Genomic DNA, 17,453 nt, shown 5'->3' on the forward strand with positions numbered 1-17,453 from the left:
TTTCTTGATTAGAGCGGCAATAGATTGGCAACTACCTGCTTGCCGCTTACTTGAATCCCTTTATCCTGTTTTCCACAATGATTCAGATCTTTGATGAGCTGCTCAAGTAATCGCTTGGCTTCCTGATTTTCCTTTTTCTCCAGTTTTACAATCAATTGCACAGCATCCCCAGATAAAAGAATTCGTTCTGCCTGTCTTTTTTTCGTATCGTAATCATGGTCTTCGATGTAGGCACTTAGACGAATTTCTTTAACTTTTACGCCTTTTTCTGCTTTTCGGTTTTTGGCGTTTTCTTTGATTAGCTGTTCCTTATAATTCGTTCGATTCACTAACTGACAAGGCGGCGGACTCGAAGCCAAAGAAAGACAGACCAGGTCCACTCCCTGTTCTTGTGCCATTTGAAGCGCTTCTTTTGTGGAGATGATTCCAAGATCTTCCCCGTTTACTCCTGTTAATTGTACGACTGCCGCTTTTATTTTTTCATTCAGGATCATCTTGATCTCACCTAACCTGTTCATTCGATTTTCAAGGACATTATTACTTCTCCAAAGAATGCAGCGTATCCTTCCAAAGCTCGTACATGCAAATCATTTTCATGACGAAGACCCATCGTTTTTGTATAATAGGACAAGGTGTGAACTTACGGACGTCTTTAACAGAATATTCATTAGCAAACTAATTAATTGGGGGTACTTTGGTGGAGTTTAGTTATGCAACCGCATTAACCCATTCTGCGTCGCATGTGATGAAATTGCATCGGCAAAATGTAGAATTTCTGATTCAAAAATACGACGTCTATCCCGGTCAGCCTATACTCTTGATGCGCTTGATTGAAAAAGATGGAATGATCCAAAGAGAATTGGCCCGAAAAATCGGGGTAAAGCCCGCTACGCTTACCGTCATGATTAATCGGATGGCCAAATCGGGACTTGTCGAGCGCAGAGCAGACGAACGGGACCAACGTATCTCCCGCGTTTATCTTACCGACAAAGGTCGGATGGCTACCAAACATGTCAAAGAAGTATTACGCGTCATTGAGGAAAACTGTTTCATCGGATTCTCTGAGGAAGAAAAGGATGTGTTGCGTGGCTTGCTCGATCGCATGCACAGCAACCTCCAAGCTTTTTACTCGCAAAATACGCAGCCTACTTCTGCGTTGTAAAAAGCTTCTTTTCCGGAAAAATAATGAGAAAGGTTTGACAACTTGCCGTGAATAAACTAGCAAAAGAACTTGATTCCACGTCCCTTACCGGCAACAAATCACGCCGACTGTGGATGGCTTCGATACTAGGATCGCTTTCTGCATTCGGCCCACTATCCTTAGATATGTATTTACCTGCACTTCCTATGCTTGCCGATGATTTGCAAACGAGCACCTCCATGACCCAACTGAGTTTGACAGCATGCATGCTCGGCCTGTCCATTGGTCAATTGTTCGCGGGGCCGATCAGCGACGTACGCGGTCGAAGAATCCCTTTGATTATTGGACTCATTTTGTATGCCGTCTCTTCCTTTTTATGTGCGGTAGCTCCCTCTATTTATACGTTCGTCTTGCTTCGCTTCGTACAAGGTCTTGCGGGTTCTGCTGGAATTGTTATCGCTCGCGCTACGGTTCGCGATTTGTACGCGGGGACAGAACTGACGAAGTTTTTCGCCCTCTTGATGCTCATTAACGGGATTGCTCCGATTGCGGCACCTATCCTAGGGGGACAAATTCTGGAATTCACTACCTGGCACGGCGTGTTTGTCGTCCTGGGCCTGATCGGCGCTATCATGTTCCTCGTCGTGCTGCTTGCTCTTCCAGAAACATTGCCACAAGATCGCCGATCCAAGGCGGGAATCGGCAACACACTGGCGACGTTTGGCACCTTGTTAAAGGATCGCGTTTTCATGGGTTACGCCATGGCACAGGGGCTGGTGACTGCTGCTATGTTTGCCTACATCGCCGGTTCGCCATTTGTGTTTCAAAAAATATTTGAAGTGTCTCCACAAACGTTTAGTCTCATTTTCGCGATTAATGGGGTAGGCATTATTATTGCGAGTCAAATCACCGGGAAGCTTGCAGGGAAAGTGAAAGAAACTTCCTTGTTCATTGCAGGGATTACCATTGCCGGGGTCGGCGGAATCCTCCTTCTGGCAATGATTCTCCTACAAGCTGGTCTTATTGCTGTGCTCGTTCCCTTATTCTTTGTCGTATCCAGCGTAGGGATTGTCGGGGCAACAGGCTTTTCTCTCGCCATGCAAAATCAAAGCAAAGCGGCAGGAAGTGCATCTGCTCTTCAGGGGCTTCTCTCCTTCATTAGCGGCGGCATTGTCGCGCCACTTGTGGGAATCAGCGGTGAACATACCGCAGTACCAATGGGGATCATCATTGCTCTTTCTACGATCGGCGCCATTGTATGCTACGTAGTTATGGTTCGCCGGAGTTCTTGAGCGTCGTGATCAATTCACCACTTGCAAACATATGTTCTGTGCATTACAATCAAATTATAGGCAATAATAGTAAGTGGGTTTGACAAGTTGGTCATATGAAAACCAAGGGAGATGTTGACACATGGCATTGCGTTTGATTCCTTACATCGTTTTGGATGGTACTGCTGGTGACGCGATTAGCTTTTACGAGGGTGCGTTAGGTGCTGAAGTGCTGTTCAAGCAAACCTTCGGTGAAATGCCGGAAAATCCGGAGTTCCCATTACCTGCAGAAGCCAAGAATCGTATCGGACATGCTACTATCCGCGTTGGTGAAACTGAACTGATGTTTTCCGATACCTTCCCAGGACAACCGCATCAGCTTGGTGATCAAGTGACCATTTGCATCTCGACCGATGATAAAGAGCAATCGCATAAGATTTTTGATGCGCTGCAAGAAGGCGGTCAAGTGATTATGCCTCTGCAAGAGACGTTCTTCAGCCCGGCATACGGCAATGTGAAGGACAAGTTCGGCATCACGTTCCAAATTTACACGAATAATCATTGCATGGAGTAATGTGAAAGCCCTGTTCGCTTCAACGGCGTCAGGGCTTTTTTAAATGATACTTTTTGCGTTGAAGGTATTTCCACCTCTGATTGATGAGAAATGCACTAATGAAACAGGATGCGCCAGAGTACCAAACAGCAGAAAATAAAATCATCCCCCACGTATTCTCTCCGGACTCAGAACTCCAAAATCCATCCACTGAAGTCGAAATGAACAGAATGATGGCCGTGGTCGTCAATATCCTGCGATAAAAATAAGTTTTGTAAGCAGCATCATTATTAATTTCCAAATTCCCTCCCCCACTCGGGTCAGATTATAAAAAAGAACCAGGATCACATGTATCCTGGCTGTTGGTGTTGCTTCGCTTACTGTTGGTTGTTCTCCTGAGACATGAGCGATACAGGGCGTTGCGGAGTGAAAGTGGAGATCGCATGCTTGTATACTAATTGTTGCTTGCCTTCGCTATCAATCACAATCGTGAAATTATCGAATGCTTTAATATACCCGCGCAATTGAAATCCGTTCACAAGGTAAATGGTAACCGCGATGTTTTCTTTCCGCAAATGATTCAAGAACGTATCTTGAATGTTGATCGTCTGTTTCATGTACACTACCCCCTAAAAGGACTTGTATGTTATATATTCGGCAATTGTTGAAACTTTCCTGCCAATATTCGCTTGATAGTTTCCACGTTATTCCTCTGTTCAGCTGGATCAGTCATGTCAAACCATTGAATTTCTTCCATGCGACGGAACCAGGAGAGTTGGCGTTTGGCAAAATGCCGCGTTCGCTGCTGTATGTCATTCACCGCTTTTTCTAGGGTGATTTCTCCATACAGATAAGGAATGAGCTCTTTGTACCCCAAGCCTTGCATGGAGACCAGTGACGCGTCATAGCCAGCATCCAAAAGCCCCCTCACTTCCTCAACCAGTCCCGCTTCGATCATGAGTTCGACCCGGTGGTTGATTCGTTCATACAGCTTTGCGCGGTCCATCGTGAGACCAATCATCACCAAATCATAAGGGGAATGCTGCGCCCGCAGCTGAAAGTCGGACATTTTGTACCCGCTGCTTTCATAAATCTCCAGTGCGCGAATCACCCGCTTTACATCATTGGGATGCAAGCGTTCGGCTGTAATCGGATCGACATCGGCCAATCGGGCGTGTAGTGCTTCCACGCCTTCACTGTCAGCCAATCTTTGCAGTCGATCACGCAGCTCAGGGTCTTGAGAAGTGGTGGAAAACTGAAATCGATGGGTAACCGATTCTATGTACAGACCTGTTCCGCCGACGATAAACGGAAGTTTGCCACGTTGGTTGATGTCTGTAATCAATCCTGCGGCACTTTCCTGAAACATCGCAACAGAGTATTCCTCGTCTGGATTTTTAATATCAATGAGGTGATGCGGTATGCTTGCAAGCTCCTCAGGTTCTGCTTTTGCGGTGCCAATATCCATCCCACGGTATACTTGCATGGAATCTCCGGAAATAATCTCACCGTCGAACTGTTCGGCCAGCTCCAGACTAAGCTGGGTTTTGCCGACCGCTGTTGGGCCAATAATCACGACTAGCCTTTCTCTCTGTTGCAAGGTCACTCCCCTCCACCTATCTCTTTGTAGCTGTACACGACCTGCTGGCCGCGGGAGCGAAACGGCGTAAAACCAAAGCGCTCGTACATCCTACCTTCTTTTCCTTCTTTCATTACCACACGTTTTCTCGCAACTCGCTGCGCTTCCAAAACAGCCTCCTCGGAAAGAGCATCTGGATTGGCGAGCTCACGGACTCCGGCGATCCCCGACGAACTTTGTACAGTTACTTCGAACATGGGATCGAAATAAACGACATCGAAGGAACGGGCGGGCAGTCCTCTCAGTACTTCTAAATGGTTGCCACACCGCACCTCAATACGACGCATGGCTTGCTCCAATTCTTCCGCATCAGATGACCAGTGCCGTAACCCATCTTCTACCAAGATGGCTAGCAGTCGCTCTGATTCGATGCCAACGACTTTCCCATTTGCGCCAGTCGCATGCGAAAATACAATCGCATCTGCACCCAAACCCAAGGTGGCGTCCAACACTTGATCCCCTGGATGAATTTGGCAAGCAACAAGCATAGTATCAGTATCGCCGCGCATGAGCCGCTTTATACGAAAAGCAGATGTGTTCGGATGAAAAAAGAATGGTTTTTTTCCCGGCACTTCCAGACGTGCTCCGAGAGCGGAAACCACCAATACTTCTTCTACCCCATATCGCTTGCGCATTTGACCCAATGAAAAATCGCGTCGATTCACAACTTGTAGCCCCAATGTACTAGCCAATTCAGCTGCGTGACGCAAGGTTTCTTCACCAGGCTCAAGTCCTGTCGTAACAATCACGCCTTTGTTCCCTTCCTTACGTCTTCGCCCTTTTTAATAAGAACTGCTGTTCCAGAAAAGCGACTCGACGGTTTTTACATAAACGGTAACGATCATATTATTGTAAGCAGGATTAATTTGCCGGTCAAATAGAATCTGAACCAAACTTTTTTCCTCTCCGCTATGACAATCATACCATTTTTTATGAAACCCAGTCAGACTGTAGTATGATTTTCCAGTCCATCAGTTTCACCCATGTAAAAGAGACCCGCGAAGTTCTATGGGTCTTGTTACATGTCGGCATACGCCATGCGAATGAGAAAGCTATCTCCACTCCTCAACTGCAAGGTTCGCCTGTTTGATCCAGTCCAGCCTCCGGTTATTTAACAGACCGAGATTGTAATAAACAATCGATTGAACGCCTGCGTCCACTGCTGTTTTCACCCTCGCTGCCAAATCGACTGCTGACCGGATTTGACTATGATGCAGGGAAAAAGCCGCTCCCAGCGAAGCTTCTGGGGCTACAAGCTTGATGGCATGGAACGTATACGCCACATCACCGACACTATCTCCATAGGCGAGCGGAACGACACGATCGAGAGTAGCCGCTGCTTTTCGCAATGAAACCCCTTCCCAATAAGACTGGTTCACAAAAAATGGTGTCGAGGACGGAAAACCATCCAACGCAGTCCCCATACTCTGCGCGATCTCCTTCAGGCTCCTCCATATCTGATCTACCGCTTCCAAACGGGATTGCTGATAATGATACAATTCCGGATATTCCAGCAGTAAAAAAGCAACTTCTCTCGCTTCTGCTGATACTTGCGAGATAGAATCGGCATCCACCATCTGACTGACTAGCCTCGATACAAGCAATCGGACTGCTCCTACATCAATTCGCTTCGATTCGGCACGCTCTATGCACGCCCCGCAAAAACAGAACGAGAGTAACCATTGCAGTGATTCTCCTAGTGGTAGGAGGCATACTTCATGATGCTCGCCATGCTTCATCGGCAAAAAGGCAGTCGCTTCCATCAAAATCCGCTCTGGCTTGACCTGCTCTAACGTATCGGTAAAAAGCGCCTTGGCATAATGCTGTACCTCAGGTTGCGATGGACATAATGCGTATGTGTATGTATCCCCCCAGATGTTTTGCACACAAAGCTCTGGATGAGCCAAACCAAGTGTAGAATTGTGCAGGCCAACCCACCATGTATGAAATCCCATCCCCGCCTGCTCACAAGCTTCTTTCATTTTGGCAAGAATGCCCGCTTGTGCGATTTGCTCGTGTACGGTCGGGCGCAAACGGTTGTACTTCGACCAATCAGGCGTAAACGATACTCCTGAAAACGGCAGCCTGCGAAACGTTTTGCTTCGCGGGTGAAAAAATCTACCCTGATGATAGCTGCTATTGACCACTGCTGTATTGCATCTGGCTTCTTGCAAGGCTTGCATTACTGCCTCGATACCACTCTCTGCTATATCCCATGGATAAATAAACATCCCGTTTTGTCGTGATGAACTCATTTCGTTTCACCTCGTTTTTGCAAGTAATCATAAGTCAGTGTTTGCCTAAAATCAATCAATATTTTCGAATTTTCTGAACAACATCCCCAAACAAATACCCCCAAATCCCATACATCTTCCATGTTCTTAGTTGCAGGGATACTTGTTTCTTAAACACGTTATGTTTATCACATCAGTATATATTTCATAAATATTTCATTTTTATTTAACATTTTATTATAATCTACCATTTTATTTTTGTTAGAATCTGAAAGAGTTTCACATTACATATAAAGAAAATAGGGGTTGGTATCATGATTGCACTGGATAACAAATGGAATTCACTTAGGCTGTTCTACGGCCTAACAAAAGAAGACTTAGACCTTTTGTATTCATATAAGGAATTTTTCAGCACTCACTCAAAAGAAATCGTAGATTGTTTTTATGAAGAATTGGAAAAACATCCCAACTTGGATCAATTGATTCGTACAAATGTAACTATGGACCAATTAAAGAACATGCAGATTTGGTATATCGAAACACTTTCTTCTCCTGTTATTGATGAAGAATATGTAAATAGCCGAAAACGAATCGGAACTACCCACGCGAGAATCGGATTATCTGCTTCTTGGTTTTTGGGTGGATACTCACTGTATTTACGTCTTTTTTCAGAGAGAATTCAATCGCTAGAAAACTCAACTGCATTTTATCAGGCTCTTATCAAAAGAGTTTTTTTTGATTCTGCAATTATTCTTGAACAGTATATCGGTGACACGATGCGTGAAAATGTAAGCTACCGCCACAATATGGAGCAAATGGCAGCCGAATTGACAGCTACAACCCAGGAAGCGATTAGAATCTCTTCCGTCTTCACCGACTCCGCAACCAAACTATATGAATACAATGGTGAGATCGCTCATTCCATGAATGTGTTAAAGGAGCAGAATGAGGAGATTGAGAAACTTAGCGGCTTCGTAGCAGATGTTTCTACACAAACCAATCTTCTAGGCCTTAATGCTGCGATTGAAGCTGCTAGAGCTGGAGAGCACGGACGTGGCTTTACCGTTGTTGCTAATGAAGTACGTAAATTAGCCGATAAATCAAATGCCTCATCGAAAGACATTTACCAATCTCTACAGAACATTAACAATCAATTACTTAAAATTGATCAACAGGTCTCATTAACAACTGTTTCCGCTGAGCAATTAGATACTACTTCCGAGCAATTATTTTCTATCATCCATAAACTAGACGAAATTTCTCGTCGTCTTCAGAATAAACACTAACTGCTTCAGAACGGCCAAAGGAGCTTACTTCTTTGGCCGTGTTCTATTATATAGCTCCTTCCTTTCCCACGCTTCCGGGACCGTCATGTTATCTGGTTCAGAACGTTTCCACCCTGCCGAATAGTTACCGATCACTTCGTACAAAAGTACAGAACTCAATATTATATAAACAGATACTCCTCTACCTTTCGTTTTTTCAATAAAAGAAGAAATATATCTGTAGTCGTATCCAATGATCCCATTTGTCATTTGCCTATATGGAAGAAGCTCTGTTCCAGCATGAGATTTGTTTTATTGACTTTTGTTTTTTCCGCTTTCTTTTACAGCAGAATACCCTCCCCGGATTTCTCCGCAAGAGGGCACAGTTCACATCACACGCTTAAACATTTTTTCTAAGTCATATCCAGTAAAATGAATCACAATCGGCCTTCCGTGTGGACACGTATACGGACTGCTCGTATTACGCAGTTGGTTCAGCAAGCTTTCCATCTCTGCATGCGTCAGGAAACGGTTTGCTTTAATCGATGCTTTGCAGGACATCATGATGGCAGCTTTTTCGCGCATCAGCACGACATTGGCTTGGGCGTTTTCTCCCGTTTCCAGTACAAACTGAATGAGCTCCTCAATGACCTCCAGCTCAGCCCCTTCTGGGAACCAATGTGGATGAGCGCGAACGATAAAGGTCCGCCCACCAAACGCCTCGATCTCCAAACCAAACGATTGCAAAAGCGACAGTCGCTTCTCCAGTTTGCTTGCCTCTGCAGCCGTATATTCCACCGTATGAGGAAACAGCATAATCTGGCTGGAAATGTCCTCTTCTGCAAGCTTTTCCATGAAGTACTCGTAAAAAATCCGCTCCTGCGCGGCATGTTGATCAATTAAATACATGCCTTCGTCATTTTGCGCGACGATGTAGGTGCCATGGACTTGACCAACTGGGTACATAACCGGAACAGGCGAATCCGTTTCATTTTCATTGGTGGATTCCAGGAGTGGCGGCGCTTGTTCAGTACCTGCTACTGCTGAATTGTCCTCGCTGCTGATTTCATTAGATGGATGCACAGGAGATGGTGCCTGGGCAATGTCCAATTGTATCGGAATCTGAGTCTCGTGAGGTTGGAAAGCTTCCCTCTTGTCCCTTTGATCCAACAAAGTCGCCCGCACGATTTCATGCGAGGTAGTCTCTACCTTTGCAGCTTCCAGCTTTTCATAGTTGGCTGCAGTCTCTTTCACCGTACCGTTCTCAATGGATGCGGTATGGGCCACCACATCTACTTGCTTACTTGGCGTTTCTTGCTTGGCCATCCATTCCTGGAGTCGGGGACTCGCAGCTAATAACGGCGATTGTGGAGTATCAGGCTTGGTGATTTGCAGGTCAAACTGCGGTTGAACGACCTGGGTGACGACCTTAGCTTTTGGTTGCGTAATCATGGGTCTGACAATCCCCAAGCCTTGTCTCAAAGTCTCTTTTACCGATTGTTCTATTGCACTGCACAATTCATCTTCTTTACTGAATCTCGCCTCTAGTTTGGCAGGATGTACGTTCACATCGACCAGTGACGGATCCATTTCGATCTGCAAGGCCACAATCGGATAACGGCCGATCGGTAACAATGTATGATAACCGCGCATAATCGCATTGTTGATCGAATAGCTGCGCACGTACCGACCGTTTACCAGTGTCGAAAGGTAAGAGCGATTCGCCCTTGTCACTTCCGTCTTCGAAAGAAAACCAGACCACTTATAGTCGAGGGTCTCCCCTGCAATTGGAAGCAACAGCTTCGCGACTTGCACACCATAGATTGCCGCCATGACGTGCAACAGCTTTCCGTCGCCAGATGTTTGCAAGAGTGTCTTGCCGTTATGAGTCAGCAGGAAGGAGATCGATGGATGCGTGAGTGCAAGCCGGTTCACATAATCGGAAATATGTCCGACTTCCGTAGCGATCGACTTCATGTATTTCAAGCGAGCAGGTGTGTTGAAAAACAAGCTGCGTACACATACTTCCGTCCCTTTAACAGCGGCTTTATCGGAAATCGTTCCGAGCTGCCCACCTTCAATTAAGAGATGAGTACCTACCTCACTGCTGGATGTACTGCTCGTCAGCTCCATACGCGAGACTGCTGCAATACTCGGCAGTGCCTCTCCACGAAAGCCCAGTGTACGAATGCGGAACAAATCACGAGCGTTGCTGATTTTACTCGTAGCATGTCGCTCAAAAGCCAGCTGGCAATCTTCCCGATCCATCCCTTTCCCATTGTCAACGATCCGAATCATCTCCAGACCGCCTTCCTCTACGTGGATCTCGATTGTCGTTGCACTGGCATCAATTGCGTTTTCGACCAGCTCTTTGACAACAGAAGCCGGTCTTTCCACTACTTCCCCTGCAGCAATCATATTGGCGAGATGCTCATCTAAAACGTGAATGGTTCCCATGAGTGCCTCCCCTCCGGACGAACCCTATCGCTTTTTCAATTGCTGTTTCCATGCATATAGTTTCATCATGGCGTCCATTGGCGTCGTTGAATTCAAATCCAGCTCGCGCAGTTCAGCCATAATCGCTTCTTCCTCCGCTGACGCCAACTGCATCGGTTCTTCACGCACCGCAGCAACTGGAGCCGTCCATAACGATTCAAGCGACATTTGCACGTCGCTCGCAGCATTTCCATTCCCTGCGCTTCCACTCGCTTCAAGCCCGGTTAAGATACTGCGCGCCCGCTCAATGACCCAGGTCGGCATTTCCGCAAGCTCTGCCACATGAATTCCATAACTTTTATCTGCTCGTCCTTCTTCAATTTTGTGAAGGAACAAGAGCTTTCCTTCCCGTTCTTCGCATCGAGCATTGACGTTGACGACACCACTCAACGTCTCTGCCAACCCGGTCAACTCGTGGTAGTGCGTGGAGAAGAGCGTTTTGGCACCGATTTTTTGACAAATGTACTCAATGACTGCTTGTGCAAGCGCCATTCCATCGTACGTCGAAGTCCCGCGGCCAATCTCATCGAGCAGAATCAAGCTCTTCGCTGTTGCTTTTTGCAGAGCGTGTCTGGTCTCCAGCATTTCCACCATAAACGTACTGTGCCCGCCTACCAAGTCGTCGGCTGCCCCGATTCGAGTAAAAATCTGATCGACAATCGACAGTTTGGCCTGTTTAGCCGGAACGAAGCAACCGATCTGTGCCATCACCGTGATCAAGGCAATCTGTCTCATGTACGTACTCTTACCTGCCATATTCGGGCCCGTAATGAGCAAAACTTGGCGATTGGTCTGATCCATCTCCACGTCATTTGCCACGTATTTTTCGCGCTCCAGAACGGCTTCTACTACTGGATGACGCCCTTCTGTAATAACGTATTCGCCGCTTTCCACAAGCTCAGGGCGTACAAATCCCCGCTCGTCACTTACCGTAGCAAACGCCTGAAGAACGTCCACAGATGCAATGCGCTCCGCGAGGTTTTGCAGTCTTGGTATATGCTTCGCGACTTCACTTCTTACCGCCACGAACAGTTGGTATTCCAGCTCAATCATCTTTTCTTCCGCTTCCAGAATAAGGGCTTCACGTTCCTTCAACTCTGGCGTGATGTACCGCTCTGCATTGGCCAAAGTTTGCTTGCGCTCATACCGACCAGCCGGAACGTTGGCAATGTTGGATTTCGATATTTCGATGTAATAGCCGAACACCTTATTAAAGCCTACTTTAAGTGAACGAATTCCAGTCGCTTCCCGTTCCCCCTGCTCCAGCTGGGCAATCCACGTCTTCCCTTCACGACTTGCTGTATGGAGCTTGTCCAGGTATTCATCATATCCCGTCCGAATCATGCCGCCTTCACGAACCGATATCGGTGGATCATCCACGAGCGCATGAGCCAAATAGTTGACGATATCTGTACACTCATCCATCCCTTGCGCCAGTTCCATCAATACTGGGGTATTCGTTTGGATCATATACTGCTTTAGCTCTGGAACTGCCTCCAAAGACATCCGTAGCTGAATGAGATCTCGTGCGTTCGCATTCCCGTAGGAAATACGACCCGCCAGACGCTCCAAATCATAGACACGATCCAAGCAAGTCCGCAAATCGGACCGAAGCAGCATGTCACCCTTCAATGCTTCCACAGCGCTCAAACGTGCTTCCAACTGATCGCGACTGAGCAATGGCCGCTCAATCCACCTGCGCAAAAGACGACCACCCATTGCCGTTTGAGTCCGATCCAACAGCCACAACAGAGAGCCTTTTTTCGTCTTATCGCGAATAGTCTCTGTCAATTCCAAATTACGTCTGGAAAAGCCGTCCATTTGGAGATACTGCTTTGCATCGTACTGCTTTAACAGGCGCATATGAGCAAGGCTGCGTTTTTGCGTCGTCCCTATGTAGAACAAGAGAGCATTGACTGCCGCTCGCATGGATAGATCCAACCCTTTGGCCTGCTCCGCATATTGACTATCTACCGCAAATGCGTCCAGTTGGTGCGCATCCACGACAGTAGCTGGCAGTGCTGTCTTCGGCAAAACAGCGAGGCCAAAAAAGACGAGCTCCTTGGGGCGATATTGCAAGGCTTCATCCAGAACACCCTCTGCCTGTCCCACCAAAGAGGTAACATACATCTCGCCTGTACTCATATCACACGCAGCAACACCCGTTCGCCCTTCTACTTGGGCCAACGCCGCCATGTAATTATTTTCCTTATCCGTCAGCCATTTGCCTTCCATCATCGTACCTGGAGTAATGACACGTGTAACTTCCCGGCGAACGACCCCTTTGGCTTCTTTGGGATCTTCGACTTGCTCGCAAACGGCTACTTTATGTCCTTTTTTTAGTAGCTCTGCAATATAGCCGTCTGCCGCATGATGTGGAACACCACACATTGGTATGCGCTCAGAACCTCCACCATCACGTCCCGTCAGTGTAATTTCCAGCTCACGGGACGCAAGGATGGCGTCATCAAAAAACAGTTCATAAAAATCGCCTAAGCGAAAAAATAAGAAAGTATCCGGATAATCTTTTTTGATAGCCAGATACTGTTGAATCATCGGGGTATATTGAGCCATGATTTTCTTCTCCTAGCCTACTCATTCTCGTCGCTATTATAACATGATTGAACGGTAATGTTGACCCTACATCCGATGGCAGTATCCGTTTATGATAGCTTCCATATCTTGCGCAGGTCTTCATCCGTTTTCCAAGATTGGCACTCGATTAAAAAAGAAAAATATCGATCCAAATGTATACGTGACAGCGTATAGCCTGGTAGCTCCTTTACTTCTTTCCAGACTTGGACTACGTACGGCAGGAGCTTTTCTTTTTCGCCCTGGTAGTACGCTTTGATAAGTGGGAGCTTTAGATGGGGCATCGCTTGTAGCTTCTCATGATTGGTTGCAACCAAATGGGCCAAATGAAGAATACCTCGAGCGACGAGGGGATCAACGAGCCAACTAGGGAGTGTACGGTATTCGAAACCATAGTCCTTCTCCCTTACATCCCCCAAAAATCCATAGCGCTCTCTGCGGCTCATACAGCCTGCATCCTCAATCAGAACAAGGGGAAGAGCCAAGTAGGCATCCAGCTTTCGCCGAAGAGAAAAAGTCGGTGTGAGCCCGCCAAAATGAATATGCCCACCGATTGGATAACCTTGAAACGGCATTCCGCCAGCGAGCCATACGATAGACGAATTCCCTATTTTTTTGTATGCGAGTGCCAAATTATCGTAGATATGCATAAATAATTGATCAGGGTCCTCCGACGGCGCAGGTCTCAACTCTGCAACCGGGTGCTGATGGAGACCTAATTCTTCCCGGTAACGTGTCGTATCACATCCAACCGTCCCATTGATGCTCAGGAAGTCAGAAGCAAGTGCCATCTCTCCTGTGGGCTTGCGTAAAGCAAATTCGGGATCTGCCCCCATACTTTGCAGCTTTTGCGGCTGTTTGCGCATCCGAGCTTCCCACCACTCTCGAGCCCGCTGCATATATTCATCAGCTTGCTTGGCTGGCCAATTCGGTTCTACCTCGACGACCTTAAGTCGATGGGGAGAGGCCGCCATGACCGTCACTTGACCCGCATCGGCTCCGGCGGCATACAAACTGCGCACAGCCAGCCCTTGCACCACCTGAATCTCTGGTTCAGTGGAAGGCAAGGAGACGGAATGCCATTCGGGTTCCTGTAGGCGGTGCAGCAGCCATTGTGATTGCTCCTCGCTTCTGGCGATATCCAGTACATAGTCTTGGTAAAGGCATATCCTATATGTTCGCCAGCCCGGTCGCGCTGCTTTTCCTGTTGTTACAGGTATTCTCCCTTGCCGGAGCAACCAGCGACCGATTTCAGGACGATGCAAATACGCTACCACTTCTTTAGCGTTGGCCGTCATCGGTTGTGTTGCTGGCGTTTCCTGCTTGTTTGCTCGCTGACTCGCCCTTGTGCGTAGAATCATGCCTTCCACACTCCCCCGCTATTCTCTCGTTATCTTATGAATGCGCCCAGAAAAACGTGTGAATGGTACGTATCCGAAAAAAAGAAAAAAGAGGAGATAATTTCTCCTCTTTAGTCGAGCTCGTCGAGTAGCGTAGCGGAATCAAAGTCATCATACTCGTCACTGTTATCTTCAAAGTCGTCAACCAGATGGAATTCTTTGTCATCACAACTATTGCAGACAACAACGCACACCTTTGTTTCTCCAATGACCTCTACTGCATATTCGCTTTCAACTCTGACCGTGATTGTGCTACCACCACTTAACTCCGCTTTTATGCACTTCGGTTGCTCCACGGCGCGTGCAACGATTTCCAGATCGCCTCTGCAGTTTTTGTCGAAGAACGTAAGCGGTACGAGTACGGAGAACTGAACAGTTTCCCGCTTGACTTCGGTTTGCGTGTTATTAGCAAACGAAAACCACAGGTTGACGTCATACGTACCAGATACTTCAACGGCATCTCCGACTTTCTCTGCTTGGAAGTTCGTGTTTATAACCCAGCATCCGAGGATCGTCGAAGGAGTTTGCGACGGTATGATGGTGTGGGTGGTAGTAGAAAATTTATGGCCTTTGCCGCAGACTGCTTTCGCGATAAGTTCCCGGCACTGTAGATCTTTGTCTATACCCGACATTTCGTTACCTCCTCCATACAACGTTTCTGTACATTTGTATGCAGGGCATTCGACTAGCGTGCAAACAACCACCTTATATTTGGGAAAGTTGTTGGGTATTCATCAAAACAGCGCCGGGAAGGCTTTCTATCAAGAATTAGGAGCAGCAGCCGTCAGATTTTTTCTTTTCAGGCCCGCCACCCGTCTCTCCGGTCAATGGGTTTCCGCCTGTATCCAAAATAATACGCTCCGAAACAGTGTTCGTGATCACGTTCGTAACCATTTGCAAAAGATCGTTCACATCGACCTGCGATTGCTTGAATTCCGTAACGATTGGAATGGAATCCAGCTCCTCATGCAATTGGTTGTATTCGCCTTCCACTTTTTTCACCAGTTCCGGCTTGTTGATGGATTCAAACATCACCATTTGCTTTTGTTTCTGCTTCAATGTATCAATCAAATCTTGCACACGTTCATTGTTCTTGATTTGCAGTTCGGCACGCTTGAAGAAATCAACTTCATTTGTACGCGCGATCATGGCTGCAAGCTCACGAGCTTTATCGAGAATTTCTTTCTGGGTATATACGTTTGTTTGTTCCATTATGACCTACACCTCAACTTTAGATACGAGTTCACCGTGGAGTGTCCACGTTTTCGCATCTGTAATTTTTATGTGAACATACTGTCCGATCAAGGATTTGTCGCCGGTGAAATGAACCAGCTTGTTCGTACGCGTACGACCCGCAAGCACTTCCGCATTCGTCCTCGATTCGCCTTCCACGAGTACCTCGACAACCTGATCCTGCAGTTTTTTGTTCTGCTCCAGTCCGATGCGAGCCAAAACTTCATTGAGTCGATACAGGCGCGCTTTTTTCACTTCCATCGGAACGTTGTCTTCCATGACAGCAGCCGGTGTGCCTTCACGTGGGGAGTAAATGAAGGTATAGGCAAAATCATATTTGACCTCTTCCACCATCGAAATGGTATCTTCGAACTGCTCATCGGTTTCGCCTGGGAAGCCAACAATAATATCGGTAGAAAGCGAGACATTCGGGATCGCGTCCTTGATTTTGCGAACGAGCTCCAGATAATGCTCACGCGAATATTTGCGCGCCATCCGCTTGAGTACTTCTGTCGAACCGGATTGGACAGGCAAATGGATTTGCTCCACCAAGTTGCCGCCTTTTGCAAGAACCTCGATCAAGTGGTCGTCAAAATCACGCGGATGACTTGTCGTAAAGCGCACACGCGGGATATCAATTTTACGGATCTCGTCCATCAAGTCCCCAAAGCCGTACTCGATGTCCTCAAAATCTTTCCCATACGCATTGACGTTTTGTCCAAGAAGCATGATTTCTTTAAAGCCTTGGCGAGCGAGATCACGCACTTCTGCGATGACATCTTCCGGGCGTCGACTGCGCTCTTTTCCGCGGGTATACGGAACGATGCAGTACGTACAGAACTTGTCACAGCCGTACATAATGTTAACCCAGCCCTTGGTGTTTCCTTCACGGAGCTTCGGCATGTTTTCGACGATATCGCCTTCCTTGGACCAAACCTCAATCACCATTTCTTTGCTGAACATCGCATCGCGCAACAATTCTGGCAGTCGGTGAATATTGTGCGTTCCAAAAATCAAGTCGACCTGCTGGTAGCTTTTCAGGATTTTCTTGACGACTTTCTCTTCTTGGGACATACAGCCGCAAACACCGAGGATCAGATTTGGGTTGTTGTTCTTGAGCCGCTTCATGTGGCCGAGCTCTCCAAATACTTTATCCTCTGCATTTTCGCGGATCGCACAGGTGTTAAATAGGATGACATCCGCATCTTCGACAGAATCAGAGGAAGTATAACCCATTGCCTGCAAAATACCAGAAATCGTCTCCGAATCATGCTCGTTCATTTGGCAGCCATACGTACGAACGTGATAACGCTTTCCTTTTCCGATGTTCTGCATATCTTCTGGGATATTAAAATCGTAATGAACTAAAATCTCTTCCTTACCGCGCTTTTTCGCATCTTTCAGAGAGGGGGCCTGGAAGTATTTCGCATAGTCTTCCGTTTTCTTTGGAGACTTAACGGATTTTAAGTCCACAGTCGCCTCTTTCGTTTCCTTCATCATATATCACCTCAGCTATAATCATCTACATAAGTAACCAATAAAGAATTATATCATTTTGGGTGATACAAAAGCCAATGCATAATAACCATTATGAGGCAAAATATGTACGAAACGGCGAGAGACCGTTCC

At 46.9% G+C, this 17,453-nt stretch carries 16 protein-coding genes; 5 read left to right on the forward strand and 11 right to left on the reverse strand.

Annotation, left to right across the window (positions count from 1 at the left end; translation table 11 throughout):
- Positions 1-8: 8 nt before the first annotated feature.
- A complete protein-coding gene (gene infC, locus M3630_RS03440; protein ID WP_251251251.1) occupies positions 9-494 on the reverse strand; it encodes a translation initiation factor IF-3 in 486 nt (161 codons plus the stop codon).
- 200 nt (positions 495-694) lie between these two features.
- Between infC and M3630_RS03445 the strand changes: the two genes are divergently transcribed.
- From M3630_RS03445 to M3630_RS03460, 4 genes are all read left to right on the forward strand, one after another.
- Positions 695-1,162 (forward strand): MarR family winged helix-turn-helix transcriptional regulator, encoded by a 468-nt coding sequence (locus tag M3630_RS03445; protein WP_217366854.1) that lies wholly within the window; start codon positions 695-697, stop codon positions 1,160-1,162.
- A 47-nt stretch (positions 1,163-1,209) separates the two neighbouring features.
- On the forward strand, positions 1,210-2,433 hold the full coding sequence (locus M3630_RS03450) for a multidrug effflux MFS transporter (RefSeq protein WP_251251252.1): 1,224 nt from the start codon (positions 1,210-1,212) through the stop codon (positions 2,431-2,433).
- A 121-nt stretch (positions 2,434-2,554) separates the two neighbouring features.
- Complete coding sequence (locus M3630_RS03455; RefSeq protein ID WP_251251253.1) at positions 2,555-2,986, forward strand: VOC family protein; 432 nt, start codon at positions 2,555-2,557, stop codon at positions 2,984-2,986.
- A 98-nt stretch (positions 2,987-3,084) separates the two neighbouring features.
- Complete coding sequence (locus tag M3630_RS03460) at positions 3,085-3,228, forward strand: hypothetical protein (protein ID WP_221869135.1); 144 nt, start codon at positions 3,085-3,087, stop codon at positions 3,226-3,228.
- A 114-nt stretch (positions 3,229-3,342) separates the two neighbouring features.
- Here the strand turns inward: M3630_RS03460 and hfq are convergent, their stop codons facing one another.
- From hfq to M3630_RS03480, 4 genes are all read right to left on the reverse strand, one after another.
- A complete protein-coding gene (hfq, locus tag M3630_RS03465) occupies positions 3,343-3,582 on the reverse strand; it encodes an RNA chaperone Hfq (RefSeq protein WP_007719110.1) in 240 nt (79 codons plus the stop codon).
- A gap of 29 nt (positions 3,583-3,611) precedes the next feature.
- Positions 3,612-4,571, reverse strand: a complete 960-nt coding sequence (gene miaA, locus M3630_RS03470) for a tRNA (adenosine(37)-N6)-dimethylallyltransferase MiaA (protein ID WP_088908031.1) — start codon at positions 4,569-4,571, stop codon at positions 3,612-3,614.
- Positions 4,568-5,353, reverse strand: coding sequence for a class I SAM-dependent methyltransferase (locus tag M3630_RS03475; protein ID WP_251251254.1), 786 nt, complete (start codon positions 5,351-5,353; stop codon positions 4,568-4,570). Before M3630_RS03475 ends, miaA begins: the two co-directional genes overlap by 4 nt.
- 303 nt (positions 5,354-5,656) lie before the next feature.
- Positions 5,657-6,859, reverse strand: coding sequence for an alpha-amylase family protein (locus tag M3630_RS03480; RefSeq protein ID WP_251251255.1), 1,203 nt, complete (start codon positions 6,857-6,859; stop codon positions 5,657-5,659).
- 293 nt (positions 6,860-7,152) lie between these two features.
- Here M3630_RS03480 and M3630_RS30900 point away from each other — a divergent pair, with 293 nt between their 5' ends.
- Positions 7,153-8,124 carry a globin-coupled sensor protein gene (locus M3630_RS30900; RefSeq protein WP_285860114.1) on the forward strand — a complete coding sequence of 324 codons (972 nt, stop codon included), beginning with the start codon at positions 7,153-7,155 and terminating at the stop codon, positions 8,122-8,124.
- 366 nt (positions 8,125-8,490) lie between these two features.
- Here M3630_RS30900 and mutL read toward each other — a convergent pair whose 3' ends face one another.
- From mutL to miaB, 6 genes are all read right to left on the reverse strand, one after another.
- Positions 8,491-10,560 carry a DNA mismatch repair endonuclease MutL gene (gene mutL, locus M3630_RS03495; protein ID WP_251251256.1) on the reverse strand — a complete coding sequence of 690 codons (2,070 nt, stop codon included), beginning with the start codon at positions 10,558-10,560 and terminating at the stop codon, positions 8,491-8,493.
- Positions 10,561-10,584: 24 nt separating this feature from the next.
- Positions 10,585-13,173, reverse strand: a complete 2,589-nt coding sequence (mutS, locus tag M3630_RS03500; protein WP_251251257.1) for a DNA mismatch repair protein MutS — start codon at positions 13,171-13,173, stop codon at positions 10,585-10,587.
- An 89-nt stretch (positions 13,174-13,262) separates the two neighbouring features.
- Entirely contained in the window at positions 13,263-14,552 is a 1,290-nt protein-coding gene (locus M3630_RS03505; RefSeq protein ID WP_251251258.1) for a putative amidoligase domain-containing protein, read from the reverse strand.
- A gap of 110 nt (positions 14,553-14,662) precedes the next feature.
- The gene (gene cotE, locus M3630_RS03510; protein WP_173607950.1) at positions 14,663-15,223 is read right to left on the reverse strand and encodes an outer spore coat protein CotE; all 561 of its coding nucleotides are present in this window, start codon (positions 15,221-15,223) and stop codon (positions 14,663-14,665) included.
- A gap of 136 nt (positions 15,224-15,359) precedes the next feature.
- Positions 15,360-15,803 (reverse strand): YlbF/YmcA family competence regulator, encoded by a 444-nt coding sequence (locus tag M3630_RS03515; RefSeq protein ID WP_047067744.1) that lies wholly within the window; start codon positions 15,801-15,803, stop codon positions 15,360-15,362.
- A gap of 6 nt (positions 15,804-15,809) precedes the next feature.
- The gene (miaB, locus tag M3630_RS03520; protein WP_048033378.1) at positions 15,810-17,321 is read right to left on the reverse strand and encodes a tRNA (N6-isopentenyl adenosine(37)-C2)-methylthiotransferase MiaB; all 1,512 of its coding nucleotides are present in this window, start codon (positions 17,319-17,321) and stop codon (positions 15,810-15,812) included.
- Positions 17,322-17,453 lie beyond the last annotated feature (132 nt).

It is taken from the genome of Brevibacillus sp. MER 51 (assembly GCF_023714195.1).
GTDB lineage: Bacteria > Bacillota > Bacilli > Brevibacillales > Brevibacillaceae > Brevibacillus.